At 45.2% G+C, this 23,187-nt stretch carries 22 protein-coding genes; 14 read left to right on the top strand and 8 right to left on the bottom strand.

Annotation, left to right across the window (positions count from 1 at the left end; all coding sequences use genetic code 11):
* The first annotated feature begins 175 nt into the window (after window positions 1-175).
* The 4 genes from G9F75_RS09940 to sipT all read left to right on the top strand — a co-directional run bounded on the left by G9F75_RS09940 (window position 176) and on the right by sipT (window position 4,470).
* Window positions 176-931 carry a DeoR/GlpR family DNA-binding transcription regulator gene (locus G9F75_RS09940; RefSeq protein WP_167409082.1) on the top strand — a complete coding sequence of 252 codons (756 nt, stop codon included), beginning with the start codon at window positions 176-178 and terminating at the stop codon, window positions 929-931.
* Window positions 928-1,839 (top strand): 1-phosphofructokinase, encoded by a 912-nt coding sequence (gene pfkB / locus G9F75_RS09935; RefSeq protein ID WP_003154572.1) that lies wholly within the window; start codon window positions 928-930, stop codon window positions 1,837-1,839. The genes G9F75_RS09940 and pfkB overlap by 4 nt, the downstream gene beginning before the upstream one ends.
* 14 nt (window positions 1,840-1,853) lie before the next feature.
* Window positions 1,854-3,758 carry a PTS fructose transporter subunit IIABC gene (locus G9F75_RS09930; protein WP_014417629.1) on the top strand — a complete coding sequence of 635 codons (1,905 nt, stop codon included), beginning with the start codon at window positions 1,854-1,856 and terminating at the stop codon, window positions 3,756-3,758.
* A gap of 130 nt (window positions 3,759-3,888) precedes the next feature.
* Entirely contained in the window at window positions 3,889-4,470 is a 582-nt protein-coding gene (sipT, locus tag G9F75_RS09925; protein ID WP_003154568.1) for a signal peptidase I sipT, read from the top strand.
* 37 nt (window positions 4,471-4,507) lie between these two features.
* Here the strand turns inward: sipT and G9F75_RS09920 are convergent, their stop codons facing one another.
* The gene (locus tag G9F75_RS09920) at window positions 4,508-4,777 is read right to left on the bottom strand and encodes a hypothetical protein (RefSeq protein ID WP_021493749.1); all 270 of its coding nucleotides are present in this window, start codon (window positions 4,775-4,777) and stop codon (window positions 4,508-4,510) included.
* A 162-nt stretch (window positions 4,778-4,939) separates the two neighbouring features.
* Here G9F75_RS09920 and G9F75_RS09915 point away from each other — a divergent pair, with 162 nt between their 5' ends.
* Window positions 4,940-6,559 carry an ABC-F family ATP-binding cassette domain-containing protein gene (locus G9F75_RS09915; protein ID WP_007409642.1) on the top strand — a complete coding sequence of 540 codons (1,620 nt, stop codon included), beginning with the start codon at window positions 4,940-4,942 and terminating at the stop codon, window positions 6,557-6,559.
* A gap of 112 nt (window positions 6,560-6,671) precedes the next feature.
* On the top strand, window positions 6,672-7,580 hold the full coding sequence (locus G9F75_RS09910; RefSeq protein WP_021493748.1) for a ketopantoate reductase family protein: 909 nt from the start codon (window positions 6,672-6,674) through the stop codon (window positions 7,578-7,580).
* A 30-nt stretch (window positions 7,581-7,610) separates the two neighbouring features.
* Here the strand turns inward: G9F75_RS09910 and G9F75_RS09905 are convergent, their stop codons facing one another.
* The 3 genes from G9F75_RS09905 to mreBH form a co-directional block, all read right to left on the bottom strand.
* Window positions 7,611-8,843, bottom strand: a complete 1,233-nt coding sequence (locus G9F75_RS09905) for an aminopeptidase (protein ID WP_007409644.1) — start codon at window positions 8,841-8,843, stop codon at window positions 7,611-7,613.
* 100 nt (window positions 8,844-8,943) lie between these two features.
* Window positions 8,944-9,078, bottom strand: a complete 135-nt coding sequence (locus G9F75_RS09900; RefSeq protein WP_003154559.1) for a protein YkpC — start codon at window positions 9,076-9,078, stop codon at window positions 8,944-8,946.
* 71 nt (window positions 9,079-9,149) lie between these two features.
* Entirely contained in the window at window positions 9,150-10,157 is a 1,008-nt protein-coding gene (mreBH, locus tag G9F75_RS09895; protein ID WP_014417632.1) for a cell shape-determining protein MreBH, read from the bottom strand.
* A 270-nt stretch (window positions 10,158-10,427) separates the two neighbouring features.
* Here mreBH and G9F75_RS09890 point away from each other — a divergent pair, with 270 nt between their 5' ends.
* The 5 genes from G9F75_RS09890 (at window position 10,428) to ade (ending at window position 15,606) form a co-directional block, all read left to right on the top strand.
* A complete protein-coding gene (locus G9F75_RS09890; protein WP_014417633.1) occupies window positions 10,428-10,712 on the top strand; it encodes a transcriptional regulator AbhA in 285 nt (94 codons plus the stop codon).
* Window positions 10,713-10,884: 172 nt separating this feature from the next.
* The gene (locus tag G9F75_RS09885) at window positions 10,885-12,189 is read left to right on the top strand and encodes an ATP-binding protein (protein ID WP_014417634.1); all 1,305 of its coding nucleotides are present in this window, start codon (window positions 10,885-10,887) and stop codon (window positions 12,187-12,189) included.
* 1 nt (window position 12,190) lies between these two features.
* Window positions 12,191-13,018 carry a gamma-glutamylcyclotransferase family protein gene (locus tag G9F75_RS09880; RefSeq protein ID WP_014417635.1) on the top strand — a complete coding sequence of 276 codons (828 nt, stop codon included), beginning with the start codon at window positions 12,191-12,193 and terminating at the stop codon, window positions 13,016-13,018.
* 40 nt (window positions 13,019-13,058) lie between these two features.
* Window positions 13,059-13,724, top strand: coding sequence for a Ktr system potassium transporter KtrC (gene ktrC / locus G9F75_RS09875; RefSeq protein WP_003154554.1), 666 nt, complete (start codon window positions 13,059-13,061; stop codon window positions 13,722-13,724).
* A gap of 148 nt (window positions 13,725-13,872) precedes the next feature.
* Window positions 13,873-15,606, top strand: coding sequence for an adenine deaminase (ade, locus tag G9F75_RS09870; RefSeq protein ID WP_021493747.1), 1,734 nt, complete (start codon window positions 13,873-13,875; stop codon window positions 15,604-15,606).
* A gap of 31 nt (window positions 15,607-15,637) precedes the next feature.
* On the opposite strand, the gene rnjA is transcribed toward ade, so the two are convergent.
* Together rnjA and G9F75_RS09860 are read right to left on the bottom strand one after the other, a co-directional pair.
* On the bottom strand, window positions 15,638-17,305 hold the full coding sequence (rnjA, locus tag G9F75_RS09865) for a ribonuclease J1 (protein WP_003154550.1): 1,668 nt from the start codon (window positions 17,303-17,305) through the stop codon (window positions 15,638-15,640).
* Window positions 17,306-17,310: 5 nt separating this feature from the next.
* Window positions 17,311-17,520 carry a DNA-dependent RNA polymerase subunit epsilon gene (locus tag G9F75_RS09860; protein ID WP_003154548.1) on the bottom strand — a complete coding sequence of 70 codons (210 nt, stop codon included), beginning with the start codon at window positions 17,518-17,520 and terminating at the stop codon, window positions 17,311-17,313.
* A gap of 354 nt (window positions 17,521-17,874) precedes the next feature.
* On the opposite strand from G9F75_RS09860, the gene G9F75_RS09855 reads away from it, so the two are divergent.
* Window positions 17,875-18,648, top strand: a complete 774-nt coding sequence (locus tag G9F75_RS09855; RefSeq protein ID WP_015239775.1) for a Cof-type HAD-IIB family hydrolase — start codon at window positions 17,875-17,877, stop codon at window positions 18,646-18,648.
* Between the two features lie 34 nt (window positions 18,649-18,682).
* Here the strand turns inward: G9F75_RS09855 and def are convergent, their stop codons facing one another.
* Both def and G9F75_RS09845 read right to left on the bottom strand, forming a co-directional pair.
* Entirely contained in the window at window positions 18,683-19,237 is a 555-nt protein-coding gene (gene def, locus G9F75_RS09850) for a peptide deformylase (RefSeq protein WP_003154544.1), read from the bottom strand.
* 112 nt (window positions 19,238-19,349) lie between these two features.
* A complete protein-coding gene (locus G9F75_RS09845; RefSeq protein ID WP_007409651.1) occupies window positions 19,350-19,529 on the bottom strand; it encodes a YjcZ family sporulation protein in 180 nt (59 codons plus the stop codon).
* Between the two features lie 246 nt (window positions 19,530-19,775).
* Here G9F75_RS09845 and G9F75_RS09840 point away from each other — a divergent pair, with 246 nt between their 5' ends.
* Both G9F75_RS09840 and fabD read left to right on the top strand, forming a co-directional pair.
* Window positions 19,776-20,414, top strand: coding sequence for a YkyA family protein (locus G9F75_RS09840; RefSeq protein WP_031304004.1), 639 nt, complete (start codon window positions 19,776-19,778; stop codon window positions 20,412-20,414).
* 460 nt (window positions 20,415-20,874) lie between these two features.
* On the top strand, window positions 20,875-23,181 hold the full coding sequence (gene fabD / locus G9F75_RS09835) for an ACP S-malonyltransferase (protein ID WP_167409081.1): 2,307 nt from the start codon (window positions 20,875-20,877) through the stop codon (window positions 23,179-23,181).
* Window positions 23,182-23,187: the final 6 nt, after the last annotated feature.

Raw genomic sequence — 23,187 nt, 5'->3', positions numbered from 1 at the left:
CCCTTTTTGTCGAATTTACAGTTTACAAACCCTATGTACATACGTTAATATGAACAAATGTGAAAGATTTTGATAGTTATTGAATGAATTTGAGTGATTTTAGTTGCTTGAAGTAAAAAAAGCGTTTACAATTATCTTGCAGCCGAAATGAATACGTTTTCAAAGGAGGCGGAATATGCTTACTCCTGAAAGGTATCAGCTGATTATGGATCAGATTGAAAAGCGAGATGTGGTGAAGATTCAAGAGCTGATAAGCATGACAAACGCTTCTGAATCAACGATCAGAAGAGATTTATCAACACTTGAAGAGCGCGGGTTTTTAAAGCGCGTTCACGGCGGGGCGTCTAAACTTTCCAACAGCAGGCAAGAACCCGATATGCTTGAAAAATCCTCCAAAAACCTTCAAGATAAACTGAAGATCGCTGAAGAAGCGGCATCTTTATTAGAAGAAGGTGACTGTATTTACCTCGATGCGGGAACAACTACATTGCACATGATTGATTTTATAGATCATACAAAGGACATTGTGGTTATCACAAACGGAGTTATGCATATCGACGCTTTAATAAGGAAAGGGATTCCTTTTTATCTTCTCGGAGGATATGTGAAGCATAGAACAGGTGCGATGATCGGCGGCGCCTCATTAACGGCGGTCAGCCAGTACCGTTTTGACAAAAGCTTTCTCGGGGTGAACGGCGTGCACATTGAAGCCGGCTTTACAACACCCGATCCGGATGAGGCTCTTCTGAAGACAAAGGCTGTGAGACAGGCGAAAAATGCGTATGTTTTAGCCGATCCTTCTAAATTCGGCGAGATTTCTTTCGCAGCGTTCGCCGCCTTGGGCGATGCAGCTATCATTACCACTGAAGCTGAAGAACTTGCATTCGATAATTACCAAGAAAAAACTGTCGTAAAGGTAGTGAAACCATGATTTACACTGTAACCCTCAATCCTTCTGTTGACTATATCGTTCACGTTGAAGATTTTGCCGTAGGCGGTTTAAACCGTTCCAGCTATGACACGAAGTATCCCGGCGGAAAAGGCATCAACGTTTCGAGATTACTGAAAAGACACCATGTGCCGTCAAAAGCATTGGGGTTTGTCGGCGGATTTACCGGAAATTATATCACGTCATTTTTGCAGCAGGAAGGTCTGGAAACGGCTTTTTCTGAGGTAGATGAAGACACGCGTATAAATGTAAAACTGAAAACGGGCGATGAAACGGAAATTAACGGACAGGGCCCGACGATTTCAGACGAAGTGTTCAATGCCTTTTTAGAACAGTTCTCCGCTCTGGAAGAGGGAGACATCGTCGTTTTAGCGGGAAGCATTCCTTCTTCCCTGCCGCATAACACGTATGAAAAAATTGCTGAGGCATGCAGAAAGCAGAATGCCCGGGTAGTGGTGGACATCTCCGGTGAAGCGCTGATGAAAGCGACAGAAATGAAACCGTTTTTGATGAAGCCGAATCATCATGAGCTTGGGGAAATGTTTAATACGGTCATTGATTCAGCCGAAGCTGCCGTTCCTTACGGTAAAAAATTAATTGAACAAGGCGCTGAACACGCGATTGTTTCGATGGCTGGCGACGGTGCGCTTTTATTTACGAAAGAGGCGGTTTTCCTCGCCAATGTTCCTAAAGGAAAGCTTGTCAATTCCGTAGGCGCGGGTGATTCCGTCGTCGCGGGATTCCTTGCGGGAATTTCAAAACAGCTGCCTTTGGAAGATGCGTTCCGTTTAGGAGTTGCTTCCGGAAGCGCGACGGCATTTTCTGAAGAACTCGGAACTGAAGAGTTTGTACAGCAGCTTCTTCCTGAAGTTAAAGTCACACGTCTATAGAGGAGGAAAGAAAAGTGAAGATAACTGAGCTGTTAACAAGAGATACAATTCATCTCAATATAGAAAGCAAAGAGAAAGAAAACGTTATCGATGAAATGGTGACAGTGCTTGACAAAGCCGGCAGATTAAATGACAGAGAGGCTTACAAAGCAGCCATTTTAAATCGTGAAAGCCAAAGCTCGACGGGAATCGGCGAAGGCATTGCCATTCCTCATGCGAAGACGGCGAGCGTCATTAACCCGGCCATCGCATTCGGCCGTTCAAAAGATGGTGTGGATTATGAATCATTAGACGGTCAGCCGGCACACCTGGTCTTTATGATTGCGGCAACCGAAGGAGCGAATAATACGCACCTTGAGGCATTATCAAGACTTTCAACGCTTCTTATGCGTGAGGAAATCCGCAAACAGCTTCTTGAAGCTGAATCAGAAGACGCGATCATTGACATCATCAATCAGCATGACAAAGATGACGATGAGGAAGAAGAAGAGCAGGAAGAACAGGCAGCGCCGTCAGGAAAAGGCAAAATCCTTGCCGTTACGGCATGTCCGACAGGTATCGCCCATACGTTCATGGCAGCTGACGCACTGAAGGAAAAAGCGAAAGAGCTCGGCGTTGACATTAAAGTCGAGACAAACGGCTCAAGCGGTATCAAACATAAGCTGACGGCTCAAGAAATTGAAGACGCGCCTGCGATCATCGTGGCGGCTGATAAACAGGTTGAAATGGAGCGCTTTAAAGGCAAACATGTTCTTCAAGTACCTGTAACAGCTGGTATCAGACGTCCTCAGGAACTGATTGAAAAAGCCGTTAACCAAGATGCGCCGATTTACGAGGGCAGCGGCGGCGGATCTTCCGCTTCAAATGAAGACGGCCCGAAACAGAAATCAGGCACAAGTATCGGAAGCACTTTCTATAAACACTTAATGAGCGGTGTCAGCAACATGCTGCCATTTGTCGTCGGTGGCGGAATTCTCGTTGCGATCTCATTCTTCTGGGGAATTCATTCAGCTGATCCGAAAGACCCGACATACAACACGTTTGCCGCAGCGCTGAACTTTATCGGCAGCGATAATGCGTTAAAACTGATCGTTGCCGTTCTTGCCGGATTCATCGCAATGAGTATTGCGGACCGTCCGGGATTTGCGCCGGGTATGGTCGGCGGATTTATGGCTACGCAGGCGAATGCCGGATTCTTGGGCGGACTGATTGCCGGATTCTTAGCCGGTTATGTCGTAATCCTGCTGAAAAAGCTGTTTGTCTTTATCCCTCAATCTCTTGACGGATTAAAACCTGTATTGATTTATCCGCTGCTCGGTATTTTTATCACAGGAGTTCTGATGCAATTTGTCATTAACACACCTGTAGCAGCGTTCATGAATTTCTTAACAAATTGGCTTGAAAGCCTTGGAACTGGAAACCTTGTTTTAATGGGGATTATTTTAGGCGGTATGATGGCTATCGACATGGGCGGCCCGCTCAATAAAGCGGCGTTCACTTTCGGAATTGCGATGATCGATGCCGGAAACTATGCGCCGCATGCGGCCATCATGGCGGGCGGAATGGCTCCGCCGCTTGGAATCGCACTGGCGACAACATTCTTTAAACACAAATTCTCTAAACGTGACCGTGAAGCCGGTATTACGTGCTACTTCATGGGAGCAGCTTTCGTTACAGAAGGCGCTATCCCGTTTGCAGCGGCTGATCCGCTTCGCGTCATCCCTGCAGCTGTTGTCGGTTCTGCGGTAGCTGGCGGGTTGACAGAGTTTTTCCGGGTAACGCTTCCTGCACCGCACGGAGGAATATTCGTTGCATTCATTACGAACCATCCGCTGCTTTATTTAATGAGCATCGTGATCGGAGCGATTGTAACGGCTGTTATCTTGGGAATCGTCAAAAAACCGGTTGTAGAGAAATAAGCAAAAAGCGTCCTTTACGGGCGCTTTTTTCAATCATGTACGCATAGAAGCGTTATGTATTTTGTGATGAGTTATGATAAAGTAAAGATGGTGCATGAACTGAAACAGTGATCGTCTAGGAGGAACCACGTTGACTGAAGAACAAAAACCTACTTCTGAAAAATCGGTAAAAAGAAAATCCAACACGTATTGGGAATGGGGAAAGGCCATCATTATAGCGGTCGCACTTGCGCTGTTAATCCGCCATTTCCTGTTCGAACCGTACTTAGTGGAAGGATCATCAATGTACCCGACATTACATGACGGTGAAAGGCTGTTTGTCAACAAAAGCGTCAATTATATCGGAGAAATCGAGCGGGGGGACATCGTCATTATTAACGGCGATACATCGAAAGTCCATTATGTAAAGCGGCTCATCGGAAAACCGGGAGAAACGGTGGAAATGAAAAATGACACGCTTTATATAAACGGCAAAAAAATCGCAGAACCGTACCTCGCGAGCAATAAAAAAGAAGCGAAAAAACTGGGAGTCAACCTGACGGGAGATTTCGGCCCCGTAAAGGTTCCGAAAGGCAAATACTTCGTCATGGGCGACAATCGGCTGAACTCAATGGACAGCCGGAACGGACTCGGTTTAATTGCCGAAAACCGGATCGTCGGCACCTCGAAGTTTGTGTTCTTCCCGTTTCATGATATGCGTCAGACAAAATAAAAACGCCGCGCTGCCCGATTTGGACAGCAGGCGTTTTTTATTTGGCAAACGAGGCGGCGACGGCGATGAACAATACCGTGGCCAGCACTGATCCGACAATGGCCAGAACGCTGAAAAAAAGATTCACCTGCTTCTTCTCTTTGCCGCGTTTTTCAAGCATCCGTTTTGAAAAGAGATGCGAAAACGTATAAATGAGGGCGATTCCGACGTACAAGCCGATGTCACGTGCCGTAAAGCCTGTGACGGCCAGAAAAACCCCGGTGAAGAAAATCATAAGACAATATTCTGTGAGTGTTAAAAGCTTCAACTTGTTCCTCCGTGATGAATATGTATATATATCTATTGTATCACAGCGTTCCGGGTTTGACGCCTGCATCTTTTCAAACCCGTATATTCGCAGGGAAACATTTCTCTTCCCCTTTATTCATGGTATACTTTTAATGATGATAGACACGATGGAGGATTCTAAATGATTGCTGTAAATAATGTGAGCTTGCGTTTTGCGGATCGCAAGTTATTTGAAGATGTCAATATTAAATTTACGCCGGGCAACTGCTACGGATTAATAGGCGCAAACGGTGCCGGAAAATCAACATTTTTGAAAATTTTATCCGGTGAGCTGGAGCCGCAGACCGGCGATGTCCATATGAGCCCGGGTGAACGTCTTGCCATTCTGAAGCAGAACCACTTTGAATATGAAGACTTCGAAGTGCTGAAAGTCGTCATTATGGGACATAAACGTTTATACGAAGTTATGCAGGAAAAAGACGCGATTTATATGAAGCCTGATTTTTCAGATGAAGACGGCATCCGCGCCGCTGAGCTTGAAGGAGAGTTTGCGGAATTAAACGGATGGGAAGCTGAAAGTGAAGCCGCTATTTTGTTAAAGGGCCTGGGCATCTCTGAAGACCTGCATACGAAGAAAATGGCGGACTTAGGCGGTTCAGAAAAGGTGAAAGTGCTTTTGGCACAGGCGCTGTTCGGCAAGCCGGACGTTCTGCTGCTTGATGAACCGACCAACCACTTGGATCTGAAAGCGATTCAGTGGCTGGAAGAGTTTTTAATCAACTTTGAGAACACAGTCATCGTCGTATCCCATGACCGTCACTTTTTAAATAAAGTGTGCACGCACATCGCCGATCTTGATTTTAATAAAATTCAAGTGTACGTCGGCAACTATGATTTCTGGTATGAATCCAGCCAGCTTGCTTTAAAGCTTTCTCAGGAAGCCAACAAGAAAAAAGAAGAGCAGATTAAACAGCTTCAGGAGTTCGTGGCCAGATTCAGCGCCAACGCTTCTAAATCAAAGCAGGCGACATCAAGAAAGAAACTCCTTGATAAAATCACGCTTGATGATATCAAACCGTCATCACGCCGTTATCCTTATGTCAATTTCACGCCGGAACGCGAGATCGGAAATGACGTGCTGCGGGTTGAAGGCTTAACAAAAACGATTGACGGGGTAAAAGTGCTTGATAACGTCAGCTTTATTATGAACAGAGAAGATAAAATCGCTTTTACGGGCCGCAACGAACTTGCCGTTACGACATTGTTTAAAATCATTTCCGGGGAAATGGAAGCAGACAGCGGCACATTTAAATGGGGCGTGACCACTTCTCAGGCGTACTTCCCTAAAGACAACAGCGAGTATTTTGACGGCAGCGATGCGAACCTTGTTGACTGGCTCCGCCAATACTCGCCGCATGACCAAAGCGAAAGCTTTCTGCGCGGTTTCTTAGGACGCATGCTGTTCTCAGGAGAAGAAGTCAACAAAAAATCAAACGTCCTTTCCGGAGGAGAAAAAGTGCGCTGCATGCTTTCAAAAGCGATGCTTTCCGGCGCGAATATTTTAATTCTGGATGAACCGACAAACCACTTAGATTTGGAATCCATTACGGCGCTTAACAACGGCTTAATCAGTTTTAAAGGCGCTATGCTGTTTTCATCTCATGACCATCAGTTTGTACAGACAATTGCCAACCGCATCATTGAATTAACGCCTAAAGGCATTGTTGACAAACAAATGTCTTATGACGAATTTCTTGAAAACGCGGATGTACAGAAAAAGCTTGAAGAGCTATACGCGTAATAAAGAAGCAGGGGAGACTCTGCTTTTTTATTTATGAAAAAAGTTTTCAATCTTCTGACTTCCCGTTACAATAAATGAATACATAACTTGAAAAGAGACGGAGGAATGCATCATGAAGTTTTTAATTGTCGGAGCTGGAGGAGTGGGCGGATATATCGGCGCGCGTCTTGCAGAAAAGGGAAATGACGTTACGTTTCTCGTCCGCAAGAAACGGGCGGAACAATTACAAGAAACGGGTTTGATCGTCAAAAGTGCAAAAGGTGATGTTTCAATCAAGCCGAAATTAATGATGGCGGGCGAAGAAGGAGCATTTGACGCCGTTATTATCGCTTCAAAAGCGTATTCTTTGCAGGACGTTATTCGGGATGTCAAACCGTTTGTCAAACCTTCGTCGGTCATTATTCCTTTTTTAAACGGATACAGGCACTATAACCAGCTGTTTGAAGCTTTTTCAAAACGGCAGGTGCTGGGCGGCCTCTGCTTTATTGAGAGCGCCCTTAACGACAAAGGGGAAATTCTTCATACGAGCGCTGCCCACCGCTTTGTTTTCGGTGAATGGAACGGGGAACGCACAGAACGTATGAACGAGCTGGAAAACGCATTTGCAGGTGTGAAAGCGGATGTCATCATCAGCCGGGATATTGAAAAGGACATTTGGAAAAAATATATGTTTATTGCCGCGCAGGCGGGAGTGACCACTCTGTTTCAACAGCCGGTCGGACCGATTTTAGAAACAGAAGGCGGCCGCAACACGGCAAAGCGCCTCTTTGCTGAAATCGGAGCCATTTTCAAGGCTGCCGGCATCCCGAAAGATCCTGGTCTGGAAGAAGAGAGTTATCGCACATTGACAAGCATGTCTTACCATATGAAATCGTCGATGCTGAGAGATATGGAAAAGGGCAGGGTGACGGAAGGTGATCATTTACACGGATTTTTGCTTGAGAAAGCGAAAGGCTTGTCAGTTGATACACCTGTTTTGGAAACCGTCTGCGCCAACTTGCAAATGTATGAAGCGAAATAAAAAAAGGAGGCCTGATCGCCTCCTTTTTTATTAAAATGCCCAGTTTCCGTTTCTGAAGATCGGTTCTCTTTTGCCGTCCGCCGTAATGCCGTCGATATTCATATCTTTGGAACCGACCATAAAATCTACGTGTGTAATGCTTTCATTTAAGCCCTCTTTGACAAGCTCTTCCCGTGTCATTTGTTTGCCGCCCTCAATATTAAAGGCATACGCACTGCCGATCGCCAAGTGGTTAGAGGCGTTTTCATCGTACAGTGTGTTGTAAAATAAAATATTTGATTGTGAAATCGGTGAATCGTACGGCACTAAGGCCACTTCTCCGAGATAGTGTGAGCCTTCATCGGTTTCGACGATGCCTTTTAAAATCTCCTCGCCTTTTTCAGCTTTCACATCGACAATGCGGCCGTTTTCAAAGGTAAGAGTGAAGTTATCAATAATGTTGCCGCCGTAGCTCAGCGGTTTCGTGCTGGAAACCGTGCCGTTCACCCCGTCACGCTGCGGGAGGGTGAAAACCTCTTCTGTCGGCATGTTGGCCATGAATTCGTGCCCGCTCTCATTCACGCTTCCCGCGCCTGCCCATACATGTTTTTTCGGCAGTTCAATGGTTAAGTCTGTTCCTTCAGCCTGATAATGCAGGGCGCTGTAATGTTTTTTGTTCAGGTGTTCCACTTTTTCATGAAGATTTTGATCATGTTTTTTCCATGCTTCCACAGGGTTTTCTTCATTTACTCGGGTCGTTTTGAAAATTTCTTCCCATAAAAGCTGAACGGCTGTTTCTTCCGGCTGATCCGGGAACACTTTTTTCGCCCAGCCTGTTGAAGCCGCTCCGATCACCGTCCAGCTGACCTTATCTGATTGAATATATTGTCTGTATGTATGCAATGCTTTTCCGGCGGCTTTTTGGAACGCTGCAATCCGTTTGCCGTCAGTGCCTTTTAACAGGTCGGGGTCGGATGAGACGACAGAAATAAACGCAGCCCCTTTTTTCGCGAGCTCTTCTTTGCCTTTTGCTTCCCATTCAGGATACTCTTCAAACGCTTCAAAAGGTGCCATCTCGTATTTTAATCTGGACAGTTCATCGTCCTGCCAATTTACGGTGACGTTTTTTGCGCCTTTTTCATAAGAATGTTTGGCAAGCAGTCTGACAAGTTCCCTAACATCAGTTGAGGCATTGATTACGACATGCTGTCCTTTTTGGACATTGACGCCGACTTCTACCGCCAGCTGAGCATATGTATGTAACTTTTCAGTAAACGAACTCATCGTTCATTCCTCCTCATCGGTTTTTCTCATCATATCAAATATCGCCTCATAAAGGAAAGAAAGGAGCACAAACGAAAAAGACACAGCTTTTGCTGCGTCTTTACGGGTGATTCAGTTTTACGGCGCCGCCGGCCGGAGAATGGGGCATATTGGCCAGTGAAATGCTCATACCCCCCAAAATAATTCCGCTTAAAATGACGGCTACTGCTACGCGTCTTCCCACATCTCTAAGCATATGCTTCCTCCTTAATGTTTCTCCAGTTCTCACAATATGAGCCGGCCGGAGAAAAAAGAAGCACAATCTTATTATTTAATCGCTTTTTGCAGCTTGTCGATGACGTCTAATGAACGCCCCGTGCCGATAGCCACTGATTCAAGCGGATTTGCCGCCAAATGAACGGGAACGACGATTTCTTCTGTCAGCCATTCTTTCATCCCGTTTAAAAGGGAGCCTCCGCCGGTTAACACGACGCCGCGGTCAACAATATCACCGCTGAGCTCCGGCGGACAATCTTCAAGTGTCGCTCTGATCGCTTCAAGAATATGCAGGAGCGACTCACGCATCGCGTGCTGAATTTCATTAGACTGCAGTCTGATTGTCTTCGGCAGACCGGTTACAAGGTCACGGCCGCGGATTTCCATCGTTTCCGGCACATGTTCAATCAATGCAAAACCGATTTCCATTTTCACTTGTTCTGCCGTACGTTCCCCGATCAGCAGGTTGTATTTTTTTCTGACGAACGAGGCGATATCTTCATCAAGCTGGTCGCCGCCGATTCTGATCGAATGGCAGGATACGACGCCCCCGAATGAGATGATGGCGACTTCAGTCGTACCGCCGCCGATATCTACGACGACGTTTGCGACCGGCTCGTCAACAGGGAGGTCGGCCCCGATTGCAGCGGCTACGGGTTCTTCAATCAAGTGAACGTTTTTCGCTCCGCAGTTTTTGACAGCGTCACTGATGGCGCGGCGTTCAACGGCTGTTGAGCCTGAAGGCGTGCAGACGACGACATTCGGTTTGCGGAAGGTCATTCCGATTTTTTTTCCGGCTTTTTTCATAATGTGTTTTAATAAGTCAGTTGTCATATCATAATCAGCAATGACACCGTCTTTCATCGGCCGTACGGCGACGATTTTCCCCGGCGTCTTTCCGATCATGCTTTTGGCATCCGTTCCGATGGCAAGCACCGCTTTCGTTGTTGTATCTACAGCGACAACGGAAGGTTCGTTTAAAATAATTCCTTTATTTTTACTGTAAACAAGTATATTAGCGGTTCCTAAGTCGATTCCGATCTCAGTTGATTGAAACATGTTTTCACCCAATCCCTATCCTGATTTAATTGATTCTACATTTAAAGTTTCTGAGAAAAACCACGATTTTTGGGGGTTTCCGCCGGGAATGAAATGTTTTTGTAAAAAAGGAGGGAAAGTCTGTATCCCATATTTCAAAAGGATTTTCTTTTGTAAAAAAACATTCAGTTCCGGATGCTGAGAAACTTTTGCTCCGTTCCTTTCGTCTACGTTTATGAAGGATTTTCCTTGGACATAAAGAAGAGACATTAAAGGAAGTAGGGGATTTCTATGAAATCAATTGGTGTAGTAAGAAAAGTAGACGAACTCGGGCGTATTGTCATGCCGATTGAATTGAGAAGAGCATTGGATATCGCTATTAAAGATAGTATTGAATTTTTCGTTGACGGAGACAAAATTGTCTTAAAAAAATACAAGCCGCACGGCATTTGCTTAATGACGGGGGAAATTACCTCCGAAAATCAGGAGTACGGCAACGGCAAAATTATTTTAAGTCCTGAAGGAGCGAAAATGCTGCTTGAGGAAATCGAGGAAGCGTTAAAAGGTAGATCATAATCGGCAAAAAGGGCGGAGCATCATTCCGTCCTTTTATTATGAACTTGTGCAAAAACTCACGGGAAAAGTAAGCGAACCTGCTCAATTAATTGGGAATAGTTATCATTTTTTAGTCAATAATGCAGTCAACAATGTTACAATATATGTAGAAATGCTAGCGGCAGGTGGGACTATGGGAAAATATCAAGCGCGTATCATTTCCTTAATCTTGGCAATGATTTTTATTATGTTTTGGGATTATTTATTTTATATGATTGAACGGAATCCGATTAACTGGCCAGTTGACATCACCTTTACCGCCGTCACATTAATCGGCGTCTGGCTGCTGGCTTATTATGTGGATAATAAAAAGCAGCTGCTGGCGGAGCTGAAGGACAGCGAGCAGAAAGCAAAGGCGCTTTCAGATGAGAAAAACCGGATCATGGACAATCTGCAGGAAATCGTTTTTCAGACGGATGCACAAGGGAATATTACATATTTGAATCAGGCCTGGACGGCGATTACGGGCCACTCCATCAGCGAATGTATGGGCACGATGTATAATGATTATTTTATAAAAGAAAAACATATCATTGATTATATTATCTCCCAAATCAAGCAGCAGTCCCCGTCAGGAATGTTTACGGCCAAATATATTAAAAGAGACGGCTCGATCTTTTGGGGAGAAGTCCATTATAAGCTGTATTATGACCGCAGACAGAAATTTGTCGGAAGCCTGGGGACGATGTCTGATATCAGTGAACGGAAAAAAGCGGTCGACGAGCTTCTGGAGACGAACGAACGCCTTGCCATGCAATCTCAAAAGCTGGCCATTGCCGGGGAGCTTGCGGCAGGAATCGCCCATGAAGTAAGAAATCCTTTAACGTCAGTCAGCGGCTTTCTCCAGCTGATGAAAGCCCAGTATCCGGAAAGAACGGATTATTTTGATATTATTTTTTCGGAGATTAAAAGGATTGATCTCGTGCTGGGGGAGCTGCTTCTGCTCGCCAAGCCGCAGACCGTGACGTTTACCGCTCATCATCTCAACCATATTTTAAGGCAGGTGGCGACGCTTCTTGACACGAACGCGGTGCTGTCGAACACTGTGATTGAGAAGGATTTCAGGCAGACTGAGTCCTGTATGGTCAACGGTGACGAAAACCAGTTGAAACAGGTATTTATCAATATTATTAAAAATGCGATTGAAGCGATGCCTGACGGCGGGAATATTCATATTTATACAAAACGGGATGAAGAATACGCGGTGATCAGCATACAGGATGAAGGGAACGGCATGTCGAAAGAAAAGCTTGAAAACATCGGGAAACCGTTTTTCTCAACAAAAGATCAGGGAACGGGTCTCGGTCTTCCGATTTGTTTACGAATTCTGAAGGAGCATAATGGTAAACTTAACATTAAGAGCAAAAATGGAGAAGGCAGTACGTTTCAGGTGATTCTGCCGTTAGAAGCGGCTGCTGTCCAAAAGGAGGAAAAATAACTTGCTTCTTTTTGTATACGGTTTGTTACGGAAGCGTGAAGAAAACCATGAACTGCTGAAAGGCGCTCCGTGTGTGTGCGAGCAGGCCGCGATAAACGGCGTGCTGTACGAAACGGATAAAGGTCAGCCTGCGGCGTCTTTAGCAGAAACAGCTTTTGTGTACGGGGAATTGTATGAAACAGATCATCAGATGATCCGTAAGCTGGATGCGTATTATGCTGATTTTGATCGGAAAGAGGTTGCCGTGACGACGGATGCCGGGAATAAAACCGCCTTCGCATATGTCGTAAAGCCCGGCCAGTGTGCCTCATTCAGCCGTATCAAAAGCGGAGACTGGAAAGAATACCGTTTTATGAAACGGGAGGATGACAGTCCGGTTTATTATTTCGCTTACGGCTCCTGTATGGACAATGCCCGGTTTAAACAGGCGGGGGTCGACCACTTTTTTGCCGAGCCGGTCGGAGGGGCGGTTGTTGAAGGGTATTCGACGAGATTCACGTTAAGGCGTCCTGACGGTTCCAGAGCCGATCTTGTTGAAGACGGGGGACGAACTGAAGGCGTGCTGTACAAGCTCCCGTTTGAAGCGGCAACCTATCTGTACAAAAGAGAAGGTGTTGATAACCACACATACCGTCCAGCATTCATAGAAGTGTGTGCCGGCGGCCGTGTATACAGAGGCGTCCTGACGTTTCTCGTTCTTGATAAAGCTGAGGAAATTGCGCCTCCGGGTCACTATCAGGAAGAAATCGAACGCGGAGCGGACCTGTATTTATCGCCCGCCTTTTCAGAAAAGCTTAAACGCTATATGAACTCATTGCCGAAAATGTGATACTATTCCTATTAGAGATATTGTTTAAAGGAGTACTGTTATGAGAAAAGAGTTTGCCGTTATCGGTCTCGGACGCTTCGGCGGAAGTATTTGCAAAGCATTAAGTGAAGAAGGCCTTGAGGTCATGGCGATGGATATTGATGAAGATAAAGTAAATGAATACGCCAAAATCGCATCACACGCGGTCATCGGCGATTCAACCGATGAATCGGTGCTGAAAAACTTAGGGCTGCGCAACTTTGACCACGTCATTGTGGCAATCGGCGAAAATATACAGGCGAGCATTTTAACGACGCTGATCTTAAAGGAACTCGGCGTGAACACGATCACGGTTAAAGCGCAGAACGATTATCATGAGAAAGTGCTTGCGAAAATCGGGGCCGACCACATCGTCCACCCTGAACGTGACATGGCAAAACGCATCGCCCACAACATCGTATCAAATAATGTGCTTGATTATTTGGAGCTGTCCGACGAACACAGCATTGTGGAGATCGTGGCCAACAGCAGGCTTGCGGGCAACACACTGCTTGACCTGGACATCCGGGCGAAGTACGGCATTAATATCGTGGCCATCAAGAGAGAAAAAGAAGTGATCGTATCTCCGCTGGCGACTGAAATGATCCAAAAAGAAGATATTCTCATCGTTATCGGCTCTCTTACGGACATTTCCCGATTTGAAAAAAGAGTGCTTCATACAAAGTGAAAAGCCGTCCGTAAAAGGGCGGTCTTTTATTATGTCAGAATAGTAAGACATTTATCGTGTAAGCGGTATTTTCTGCGATTTTTATTGACTATGATCAAGCGATCCGATAGCATATTGTACCATATAAAGAAAAAGAGGAGGCCTCATTTTGAACAAAGAAACACTGGCTGAACGGCTGAATGCATCAGCCGGCAGACAAAAAGCCGATACCGTCATTAAAAACGGAAAAATCATGGATGTATTTAACCAGGAATGGATTTCTGCAGATATCGCCATTACGGACGGAGTGATCGTCGGGCTGGGCGAATATGAAGGGGAAGAAGTCATTGATGCAGAAGGCCAAATGATCGTTCCGGGCTTTATTGACGGACATGTTCATATCGAGTCCTCTATGGTTACTCCGATTGAATTTGCTAAAGCCGTCCTCCCACACGGAGTGACTACGGTCATTACTGATCCTCACGAAATTGCGAACGTTTCCGGAGCAAAAGGCATCTCTTTTATGATAGAGCAGGCGAAAAAGGCGCCGCTGAACATCCGTTTCATGCTTCCTTCCTGTGTTCCCGCCGCTAGCTTTGAACGCTCGGGAGCCGTATTAAAAGCCGAGGATTTAAAGCCTTTTTATCAGGAGAAAGAGGTGCTCGGACTTGCGGAAGTAATGGATTATGTGTCTGTTGCGGAAGGTGAAGAGGATATGCTTCAGAAACTGCTTGACGCCAAGCGTCACGGAAAACGGATCGACGGGCATTTAGCCGGACTCTCTTCAGATATCATCAATATATATAGAACCGCAATGGTGTCAAATGATCATGAAGTGACGACAAAAGAAGAAGCGCTGGACAGAATCAGACGGGGAATGTATGTCATGCTGCGCGAAGGATCGGTGGCAAAAAATACGCTCAATGTGCTGCCGGCGGTGAATGAAAAAAACGCGCGGCGCTTTTTCTTTTGCACGGATGATAAGCATGTAGATGATCTGCTTTCAGAAGGAAGTGTGAACCACCAAGTCAAAATGGCGATAAAGGCGGGACTTGATCCATTCCTTGCGTATCAGCTTGCCAGTTTAAATGCGGCTGAGTGCTACGGTCTTGAAACAAAAGGGGCGGTAGCGCCGGGTTTTGACGCAGATCTGCTGTTCATTTCAGATGTACGGGAGGCTGCCGTCACGAAGACCATGGTCGCCGGCCGGACCGTTGCCGAGAACGGACGCACGGTTTATGAACAGTCTGCCGGTTCCTATTCGCCGGACCAGGCGCTGTTGGATACAGTGCGGCTGAAAGCGCCGCTGACTGAATCGGATTTTCATATACCGATTCAAGAGGGCAAGAAAATGAATGTAATCGAAATGATACCGAATCATTTGGAGACGAGAAAAAAAGAAGTGCCTGCACCGTCTGCTGACGCGTTTCGTCCTGATACAGAAAATGATTTATTAAAAATCGCCGTCGCAGAGCGGCACAGCGGCGAAAAAATGATAGGACTCGGGATTGTACAAGGGTTCGGGTTAAAAGAAGGCGCCATCGCCACAACCATTTCTCACGATTCCCATAATATCATCGCCGTCGGTACAAACGATGCCGATTTGGCAAAAGCAATCAACAGGCTCCGTGACACCGGAGGAGGATTAACAGCCGTGAAAAACGGAGAATTGCTTCACTCCGTTCCGCTTCCGATCGCCGGGCTTTTGTCTGATAAGTCGGCGGAATGGGTCAATGACAGCTTGGGCGTGCTTCATGAAAAGCTTCCGCTGCTCGGATTCACCGGTGATTTCAATCCGTTTCTCACATTATCGTTTTTAGCGCTTCCGGTGATTCCGGATATTAAAATGACAGCAGCCGGTCTGTTTGATGTCAAAGCCTTTCAGCATATTCCGCTGCAATAAAAAAACTGCACTCGTAATGAGTGCAGTTTTTTTAGACCTCCATAATGATCGGAAGGATCATCGGGCGGCGTTTTGTTTTTTCGTATAGGAACGGAGCAAGCGTATCGGTAATTTCGTTTTTAATTTCGGACCACTGCGTTGTTTTCCGATCCATTACTTTCTCCAGATGGTTCGAAATGAGCTGCTGCGCGTCATTGATCAAATCACCGGATTCTCTCATGTATACAAAACCTCTTGAGATTAAATCAGGTCCCGCTGAAACCTTAAAGTCGTCCATATTGATGCTGACAACAACGATAACAAGGCCTTCTTCTGAAAGAATGCGGCGGTCGCGGAGCACGATATTGCCGATATCACCGATTCCGCTTCCGTCAATGTAAACGGAGCCGGACGGAATTTTGCCTGCCACAGCGGCTTCTTCGCCTTTGAGGGCCAGCACTTCGCCATTATCCATGATAAAGCAGTTTTCTTCGGGTATGCCGCAATCAGTCGCGAGTTTGACGTGCATTTTCTGCATTCTGTACTCACCGTGAATCGGCATAAAGAACTTCGGTTTGATCAGGCGGAGCATTAATTTCTGCTCTTCCTGTCCGCCGTGCCCGGATGTATGAATGTCATTCAATGAACCGTGAATGACTTCTGCGCCCGCACGGTACAGCTGGTTGATGGTGCGGCTTACGCTGATTGTGTTTCCGGGAATCGGAGAGGAAGAAAAGACGACCGTATCTCCGGGATTAATGGAAATCTGCCGGTGCGTCCCGTTAGCGATGCGTGATAACGCCGCCATCGGTTCACCTTGGCTTCCCGTACATAAAATCGTTACCTTATTGGCAGGCATACGATTGATTTCGTTATGCTCAATAAACGTATTTTTAGGACAGGTAATGTAACCGAGATTTTGTCCGATTTCAATAGCCGATTCCATACTGCGTCCGAATACGGCAACTTTTCTGCCGTTTAAAACGGCTGCTTCAATCACCTGCTGAAGACGGTGTATATTCGAAGCGAATGTCGCAAATATAATTCTGCCGTCCACTTTTCGGAAAATATCGTGAATGCTTTCGCCTACGCGGCGTTCTGACATGGTGAAATCAGGAACCTCACTGTTTGTACTGTCAGAAAGCAGGCACAGAACGCCTTCTTTCCCGATTTCAGCCATCTTAGTCAAGTTTGCCGGTTCGCCTACCGGTGTGAAATCGAACTTAAAGTCCCCGGTATGTACGATATTGCCCGGCGGTGTTTTGACGACGATTCCGTATGAATCCGGAATGCTGTGTGTCGTTCTGAAGAAGGATACAGACGTCTTGCGGAACTTCACGATGTCGTCTTCACCGATGATGTTTAATTTGGTCTGTCTTAACAGCCCGTGCTCTTCAAGTTTATTCCGAAGTAAGCCGATCGCGAGTTTACCGCCGTAAACGGGAATATTTACTTGTCTGAGCAGGTACGGAATACCGCCGATATGGTCTTCGTGACCGTGGGTGATAAACAGACCTTTAATTTTATCTTCATTTTTTACTAAATACGTGTAATCGGGGATTACGTAATCAATGCCGAGAAGTTCATCTTCCGGGAACTTGATTCCCGCATCAATCAGTACAATTTCATCCTGAAACTGCACCCCGTACGTATTTTTCCCGATCTCGCCCAATCCGCCGAGGGCGAAAACGGCAGTCTGGTCATTTTTTACAAATTTCATTCCGCTCATAACTCCAATACTTTAAAATTTTCGCTCTGCTTCTCATATTCTAAAAAAGCACCGTCCACAGGCTGAACAAATTCAATGTTGTATTTCTGATCTTTCAGTTTCGTTCTGACGTCCCGTTCTGAAACGCCCTCAATGTAAAGTGAATCTGTTTTTTCCCGAACAGGTACTTCGTCAGCCTTCTCTTGATAAAATACCTTATAAATCATCCAAATCTCTCCTTAAATGCCGTATGTTAGACTCGCTTATTCTATTATATTCGAAAACGGATTATAAGGAAAGTCTCGAGCAAAAAAGGGACTTTCAAAAACCGAAAGATCCCTTCTACGCGATGACTTTTTTCCGGAGCATTCCGCCCCACTGTCTTCTGAGTTTCTTCCGTAATCGGCGCAGCATCGTATACCTCCTTAAAAGCCCTTTATAGCAGTAGTATGCGGAAAAAATGAATTTGTTTTCGTGGGTAAAACTGGAATTTCATCAATGCGGTTTTCCGGAAGAAAAACTTTATGTATGATGATATTGAAAAAGACACGACTGATAAACGGGAAAAAGGAGAAATTGACATGAAACCAAAATTGATTTTTTTTGATATTGACGGCACGATCTATGACCATGATAAACATATTCCCGATAGCGCAAGAAACGCCGTGAAGGCGCTTAAAGAGGCTGGCCATCACGTTTTTATCGCCAGCGGAAGGTCCCCGTTTATGGTAAAACCGATTCTGGAAGAGCTTGAGATTGAATCATTTATTTCATACAACGGCCAGTATGTCGTATTTGAAGGTGAGGTCATTTATAAAAATCCGCTTCCTGAAGATGCGGTTGCGCGTTTATTAAAGCAGGCGGCAGAAGGGGAGCACCCCGTCGTATTTATGGCGGAAGACACGATGAAAACGACCGTCCCCGGACATCCGCACGTCTCGGAAGGTATCGGCAGTCTGAAAGCGCCTTATCCCGAAGTGGATGAAACATTTTATAAAGGAAAAGAAATTTATCAGCTGCTTTTATTCTGCCGCGGTCATGAAGAAAAAGCATATGCCGCTTTTCCGGAGTTTGATTATGTCCGCTGGCATGAATTGTCAACGGATGTGCTTCCGAAAGGCGGTTCAAAAGCGGAAGGCATTAAAAGAGTGCTTGAGCGGCTTCCGTACGGGGTAAGTGACACTTATGCATTCGGCGACGGACTAAATGACCTTGAGATGATCCGTTTTGTCGGCACCGGGGTGGCGATGGGAAATGCGGTTCCGGAATTAAAAGCTGCCGCCGATTTCGTCACAAAGCCGGTGGATGAAGAGGGAATCAGCTGGGCCGTCAAAGAACTGGGCCTTTTGAAATAGAGAAAACCGGCACTTTGGGAAGTGCCGGTTATTTTTAACGGTCAATGGCAATGGCGTTTTCAGGTTCTTTGAACGGATTTTCTTTGTCGATATGGTCGTAAAACATCACGCCGTTCAGATGATCGATTTCGTGCTGAAACACGATGGCCGGAAAACCTTTGAGGCGGATGTCAATCTGTTCTCCTTCAAGCGTCACCGCCTTTACGCGGATGCGGGCGTAGCGCGGCACATAGCCGGGAATGGGTTCGTCTACCGACAGGCAGCCTTCTCCGCTCGTCAAGTAGCTTTTTTCCACTGAGTGGCTGACGATCTTAGGGTTAAAAAGAGCATAGCTGTATAAAGTGCCTTTCGCATCTTCTGCATGGACGGCGATCATCCGTTTTTTTACGTCTGTTTGCGGAGCGGCAAGACCGACGCCCGGACGAAGCTTGTATTTCTCGGCTAATTCAGGATTTTGGCTGTTTTTCACAAACTCAATCATATCAGCAAGATGCTGTTTTTCTTCGTCAGAAGCGGGAAGCTGAACCTCTTCAGCGATCTCTCTGAGCGCGGGATGTCCATCGCGTACAATATTTTCCATAGTAATCAAGAAACTTCACTCCTAAAGCTTAATATGTAAATTATAGCGAATTTCTTTATCGCGGCGCAACGAAACAATTGGCCGGCCATAGCAGGCCGGCCGATGTTCATGGTGTATAAGGTCAGCAGCCGCAGCCTAAATAAGCGGCACCGACGATGATTAATAAGATAAACAATACGACGATTAATGCGAATGTGCGGCCGTATCCGCCGCCGCAGCCGTAACCGTAACCGCCGCCATAACCATATCCGCCGCCGCAGCAACCGCCGCCAAATCCGCCGCCAAATCCATATCCGTACATAAAAAAACCTCCTCTTTTAATTACGCTGACCCTCTGTCAGCAGGGCCGGCGTCTACTATAAACTATGTAAAAGCCAAAAAGATGTATGGTCATCCGCCCTGTTTTCTCAATTTTTTACGCAAGTATTCTTTGACAGCACCGTAAGCGTCTTTTTACCCGGTCATGCCAATTACAGCTCAGCTATTGTCAAAAAGCGTTCGGGCTTCTATAGTGGAAATTGTCAAGATTGGGGGATTTTAAGTGAATATGATTCAAAAAAAGGTATTAGCAGGAATCGGAGCGCTCGGCGCCGCAAGTATGCTGCTTGCCGGCTGCGGGGGAAAAGATCCGGTTGAATCGCTTCATGACTCGATGGAAAAAGCCGTTCAAGCGGAAAAACCGTTTCAAAAAGAGCAGAAAACATTAGAAAAATTGGAGAAAAAAGAGCATAAGCTATACGACAGCGCGGTTAAACTGAATATGGATGATTACCAGAAAATTGTCACACTGTCTGATCAGGCTCTGAGCAATGCAAATCAGCGAAAAAAACATCTGAAAGCAGAAAAAGACAGTATTGATGATTCAAAACAAGCGTTTGAATCCGCAAAAAAAACTTCTCAAGAAATAAAGGATAAGAAAGTAAAAGAAAAAGCCGGGCATGCGGTCGCTTTAATGGAGAAAAGGTATGCATCTTATGACCTTTTGTACAAAAAGTACGAAAAAGCCATTTCACTTGATAAGGACCTTTATAAACTGATTAAAGATAAAAAGCTCACATTAGCGCAGCTGGAAGAGCAAATCAGCAAAGTAAACTCAGTTTACGAAAAGGTGCATAAACAAGCAGATGAGTTCAATCAATTTACTAAAGACTACAACAAAGAGAAAGAACTATTATTCCGCAAATAGTATAGTGAAGGCATATCGGCATGGGCTGATGAACTGATAACAACCGAGTTCAGCCGCCTGTAAAAAGGCGGCTGAAGAATTGGTAAATACGTGTGTTTCCCATTGACAACAAGTAAATCATAGTATAGTATTTATTTAGGGAAATATTCACATAAAACCAATCGTTGTTTCGGCACGTTGGAATGTTTTTATTATATTGATATATATATATAAAACAGAATGAAAATGTGATTTTAATTATCAGAAAATTCTATCTATTTATATTTACGGCAATATGATATTTGTACATGCTTTTTGCTTTTAAACCTTTATCCGGCATAAAGGTTTTTTTATTTTGCTTAGTAATGCTTATTAAGTAAGGGTGTTGAAAGTAAACGACAATTTTAAAATTGAAGTGAAAAACGTTTATCAAAATCGGAACGAAAAGAAACGGCAGAAATACGGAACAGGAGGAAAACAAATGCTTGCTTACGTCTTTCCCGGACAGGGAGCGCAGTTTAAAGGAATGGGCAGAGACTTATTCGATGAATTCAGTGAGCTCATTAAAAAGGCAGATCATATTTTAGGATACTCCATAAAGGATTTATGCCTTTCAGACGAAAAAGAGAGGCTGACTGATACGAAGTATACACAACCTGCAATTTATACAGTGAGCGCACTGCAATATTTAAAGGGTTTAAAAGAAGGTCATACACGCCCAGATGCTGTTGCAGGACATAGTCTGGGTGAATATACTGCGCTTTTTGCGGCCGGCGTTTTTAATTTTGAAACAGGTCTCCGGCTGGTTGCTAAAAGAGGCGAGCTAATGAGTGAGGCTTCCGAGGGCGGAATGGCTGCCGTGATCGGACTGGATGAGCACCACATAAAAAAAATACTTCAAAAGTATGAATTCGGCCAAATAGATATCGCCAATTACAATACATCTTCACAAATTGTGATAGCAGGGGCTGCAGAAGAGATAAAGCGGGCAGCCTCTTTTTTTGAAAAAGAAGGGGCGAAAGCTTATATCGTATTGCAGGTCGGCGGGGCTTTTCATTCTCGTTTCATGGAAAGTGCACAGCGTGAATTTGCGGAATTTATCGAGGGGTTTCAATTTTCTGAATTGAATTTCCCGGTCATTTCTAACTACACGGCAAGACCTTATAAACAAGAAGATATCAAACGGAATTTAATTGAACAAATAACAAACTCGGTAAAATGGACTGAAAGCATCAGGTATCTAATGGGACAAGGCGTCACTGTGTTTGAAGAGATCGGTCCCGGCAACATTCTGACTAAATTAATTCAAACCATACAAAGAGATGAGGAACCGCTTACTATCAGTGCGCCGGAAGACAGTCTCTTCTTTTCTGAAGGGAATAAGGACAATTCGGAAAGCGGGAAAGAGCATAGCCTCTTGGCCGAAAATATAGAGAGCGGTGCAGCTTCACCGATGTCCCGATTGGGTGATCAATCTTTTAAAGAAGATTACGGTTTGACATACGCGTATTTGGCAGGTGCGATGCATAGAGGGATCTCTTCCGCTGAAATGCTGATCCGCCTCGGGAAGAAAGGAATGCTGGGGTTCTTTGGCACAGCAGGTTTAACGATAAGGGAAATTGAACAGGCCCTTATTTCTATTAAGAAGACACTCAAAAATGGCCAGCCCTACGGAATGAATCTGCGATTTGAGCCGGATCATCAAGATAGAGAAAAGGAATTGATAGATTTATATATCAAGCATGACGTACGAGTAATAGAAGCGTCTTCGTATCTTTCCGTCAGCGCGCCATTAATTTATTACAAAGCGCATCAGTTGAAGATAGACAAAAGCGGCAGCGTCATACCTCATAATCGGATCATTGCCAAAGTTTCACGGCCGGAAGTTGCGGCCGCATTTCTGAGTCCGCCTCCTCAAAGTATCGTAAAGAGAATGTGTCAGCACGGTATGCTGACGGAAGAGCAGGCGGAGTGGCTCAGCCGTATTCCGGCAGCAGACGATATCATTATTGAAGCAGATTGCGGAAGTAATACTGAACAGGGCTCATTGACAGCGATGCTGCCGTTTTTTGTTAACCTGCGGGATGAAATGATGGAAACACACAAATACGCAAGGAAGATAAGGATCGGGGCTGCGGGAGGAATCGGGACTCCCGAGTCTGCCGCGTCTGCTTTTTTAATGGGCGCTGATTTTATTATGACGGGATCCATTAATCAATGTACAGTTGAAGCCGATACAAGCGGTTTTGTTAAAGAAATGCTGAGTGAGACAGGAATATGCGATACTGCTTATGCGCCTTCGGAGACTCTGTTTGAGTTCGGAACAAAGGTTCAGGTGCTGAAAAAGGGCACGCTGTTTCCGGTCAGGGCAAATAAATTATTTCAAATCTACCAACAATACGAGTCTTTGAATGAGATAGATGAAAAGACAAAGATTCAGCTCGAAAATGATTATTTTAACAAGACTTTTGATGAAATCTACGAAAGCATAATAGAAAAACAGCCGAACCTGGCCCAAAAAGCTGAGCGCAATCAAAAATATAAGATGCTGTTACTATTTAAGTGGTATTTGCAAAGAGGATGTCTGCTTGCTTTGGAAGGGCAGGAAGAACAAAAGGTGAATTTCCAAGTTCATTGCGGCCCGTCTTTAGGCGCTTTTAATCATTGGGTAAAGGGCACGGATTTGGAATCATGGAGAAACAGACATGTCGATGACATTGGTGAAAAATTGATGAATGAGACCGAAAGTCTGCTGAGGCGCAGATTGGATACGTTATTTCTACACTAAAGAAGG

Origin of the sequence: Bacillus sp. EKM208B, assembly GCF_011800725.1 — a bacterium.
In the GTDB taxonomy this organism is placed as follows: domain Bacteria; phylum Bacillota; class Bacilli; order Bacillales; family Bacillaceae; genus Bacillus; species Bacillus velezensis.
The sequence above is the reverse complement of the archived record's forward strand: the minus strand, read 5'-3'. Positions and strand labels throughout refer to the sequence as shown.